The organism is Actinopolyspora mortivallis, from assembly GCF_003001495.1.
GTDB classification, from domain to species: Bacteria; Actinomycetota; Actinomycetes; order Mycobacteriales; family Pseudonocardiaceae; genus Actinopolyspora; species Actinopolyspora mortivallis_A.
The window spans coordinates 1-3,410 of sequence record NZ_PVSR01000077.1; the positions used below are offsets into that span (position 1 = coordinate 1).

2 rRNA genes are annotated in these 3,410 nt (G+C 62.3%); both read right to left on the bottom strand.

The features are described 5' to 3' along the window. Window positions 1–67 precede the first annotated feature (67 nt). Window positions 68–3,178 (bottom strand): 23S ribosomal RNA (locus CEP50_RS19645). 153 nt (window positions 3,179–3,331) lie between these two features. Beyond that, window positions 3,332–3,410 (bottom strand): 16S ribosomal RNA (locus CEP50_RS19650); the annotation flags it as partial.

Genomic DNA, 3,410 nt, shown 5'->3' on the forward strand with positions numbered 1-3,410 from the left:
GTGTCTCTGTGGGCAGAGACAGGGGGGTGGCTGGTTGGGAGCCGCATAGTGGTGGCAAGCGTGGGTGTGGGTGTTCGTCGTTCGGCCGGTTAGTACCCGTCCACTGAGCACATTGCTGTGCGTGCATGTCGGGCCTATCGACCCAGTCATCTGCTGGGGGCCTTATCCCCCCACAGGGGGGGTGGGAGACGTGGTCTTGGGGTGGGCTTCCCGCTTAGATGCTTTCAGCGGTTATCCGTGCCGAACGTAGCGAACCAGCCCTGCCCCTGGCGGGACAACTGGCAGACCAGAGGTTCGTCCGTCCCGGTCCTCTCGTACTGGGGACAGCTCCCCGCACGTCTCCGTGCGCGCGCGGCGGATAGGGACCGAACTGTCTCACGACGTTCTAAACCCAGCTCGCGTGCCGCTTTAATGGGCGAACAGCCCAACCCTTGGGACCGACTTCAGCCCCAGGATGCGACGAGCCGACATCGAGGTGCCAAACCATGCCGTCGATAGGGACTCTTGGGCAAGATCAGCCTGTTATCCCCGGGGTACCTGTTATCCGTTGAGCGACACCGCGTCCGCATGCCGGTGCCGGATCACTAGTCCCTGCTTTCGCACCTGCTTGACCCGTCGGTCTCACAGTCAAGCTCCCTTGTGCACTTGCACTCGCCACCTGGTTTCCGTCCAGGCTGAGGGAACCGTTGGGCGCCTCCGTTACTGTTTGGGAGGCAACCGCCCCAGTTAAACTACCCACCAGGCACTGTCCCTGGTCCGGGTGACGGACCGAGGTTAGACGCCCACAACGACCAGAGTGGTATTTCACCAGCAACTCCAGCCACACTGGCGTGTGACCTTCCCCGTTTCCCACCTATCCTACACAAGCCGCCGCGGACGCCCATACCAAGCTGTAGTAAAGGTCCCGGGGTCTTTCCGTCCTGCCGCGCGAAACGAGCATCTTAACTCGTCGTGCAATTTCGTCGGGTCCGTGGTCGAGACAGCGCCCAAGTCGTTACGCCATTCGTGCAGGTCGGAACTTACCCGACAAGGAATTTCGCTACCTTAGGATGGTTATAGTTACCACCGCCGTTTACCGGCGCTTCGGTTCGCCGCCACACCCCCGTGGGGGTTCACGGCTCCCCTTAACGTTCCGGCACCGGGCAGGCGTCAGTCCGTATACCGCGTCTTACGACTTCGCACGGACCTGTGTTTTTAGTAAACAGTCGCTTGGGCCCATTCTCTGCGGCCGCCCCCAGCTCGCCCCGCATGGGGGGTCACCAGCGGCGGCTCCCCTTCTCCCGAAGTTACGGGGACATGTTGCCGAATTCCTTAACCACGGTTCGCCCGCTCGCCTCGGTATGCTCTACCAGACCACCTGTGTCGGTTTCGGGTACGGACCGCCCTCACACTCGCTAGAGGCTTTTCTCGGCAGCCGGGGCTCGCCCACTTCGCCACACTGGCTCGGCCTCCGGTCTCACCGTGAACACCGGCCCGGATTTGCCTGGGCCGGCCGGCTACACCGTTACCCCGGGAACCACCATCGCCCGGGCTGGGCTACCCTTCTGCGTCACCCCGTCGCTGACCAACACACCCACCACACACACCACCACCAGCAGACCCGGCCCTCGCGAACGAGGAACACGGCCCACCGGTTGATGCTGGTGTCATGGGGGCTGGTATGGGACGTGTCAGGGCGGGTACGGGAATATCAACCCGTTGTCCTGTCGACTACGCCTGTCGGCCTCGCCTTAGGATCCGACTCACCCAGGGCGGATCAGCCTGGCCCTGGAACCCTTGGTCATTCGGCGGGACAGATTCTCACTGCCCTAGCACTACTCATGCCTGCATTCTCTCTCCCCCACACTCCACACCCCCTTACAGGGATGCTTCACCGCGGTGAGGGATGCTCCCCTACCCACCACCCACAAGGGGGCGGTGCCACGGCTTCGGCGGTGTGCTTCCAAGCCCCGCTATATTATCGGCGCAGGATCACTTGACCAGTGAGCTGTTACGCACTCTTTCAAGGATGGCTGCTTCTAAGCCAACCTCCTGGTTGTCTCGGCGATCCCACATCCTTTTCCACTCAGCACACACTTCGGGGCCTTAGCCGGTGATCTGGGCTGTTTCCCTCTCGACCCTGGAGCTTGTCCCCCAGGGACTCACTGCCGCGCACTGCCTGGCACCATTCGGAGTTTGGTTGACGTCAGTACCCGCACCGGGCCATTCGCCATCCAGTCGCTCTACCAGCACCAGGCCTACCACGACGCTGCACCTAAATGCATTTCGGGGAGAACCAGCTATCTCCGAGTTTGATTGGCCTTTCACCCCTACCCGCAGCTCATCCCCCAGGTTTTCAACCCTGGTGGGTGCGGGCCTCCACACGGTCTTACCCGCGCTTCACCCTGGCCACGGGTAGCTCACTCGGTTTCGGGTCTAGAGCACGCGACTACCACGCCCTGTTCGGACTCGCTTTCGCTGCGGCTTCCCCTCACGGGTTAACCTCGCCACGCACCACTAACTCGCAGGCTCATTCTTCAAAAGGCACGCCATCACACCCCCAAACAGGGACTGCTCTGACGGCTCGTGGGCGCACGGTTTCAGGAACTCTTTCACTCCCCTCCCGGGGTACTTTTCACCAGTCCCTCACGGTACACATCCACTATCGGTCACCAGACGTATTTAGGCTTACCAGGCGGTCCTGGCCGATTCACACGGGATTTCCCGGGCCCCGCGCTACTCGGGACATGTGTGCACGCCCACCCAGCGGTGTTCACCTACGGGGGTCTCACCCACTGCGCCGGTGCCTTCCAACACCTTCGGCTCACCACTCGAGCACACGCGCCTGCGCGGCAGCACAGACACCACACACTCCCACAACCCCGGGCACGCACCGTCTGCCGACTCGCCCACGCACCCGGTTTAGCCTGCTCCCCGTTCGCTCACCACTACTGAGGGAATCACTGTTGTTTTCTCTTCCTGGAGGTACTGAGATGTTTCAGTTCCCCCCGTGCCTCCCGATGCCCTATACCACTGTTCAGGCACCGGTGACCGGGCATCACCCCGGCCGGGTTTCCCCATTCGGACACCCTGGGATCACAGCTCGGTTGACAGCTCCCCCAGGCCTATCGCGGCCTCCCACGTCCTTCCTCAGCGTCTGATGCCCAGGCATCCACCGTACGCCCCTGGACACGAAACCACACACCGATCACACACGATCAGATGCTCGCCACCACTATACAGTTCTCAACCAGCCACCAGAGCCCACCACACAGGTGCGCCCCCAGAGAACCCAACAGTGCCCCACCACTCGTGCGCGTGCAACGCCCGCGATTCCCACGGGTCTCCTTAGAAAGGAGGTGATCCAGCCGCACCTTCCGGTACGGCTACCTTGTTACGACTTCGTCCCAATCGCCAGTCCCACCTTCGAC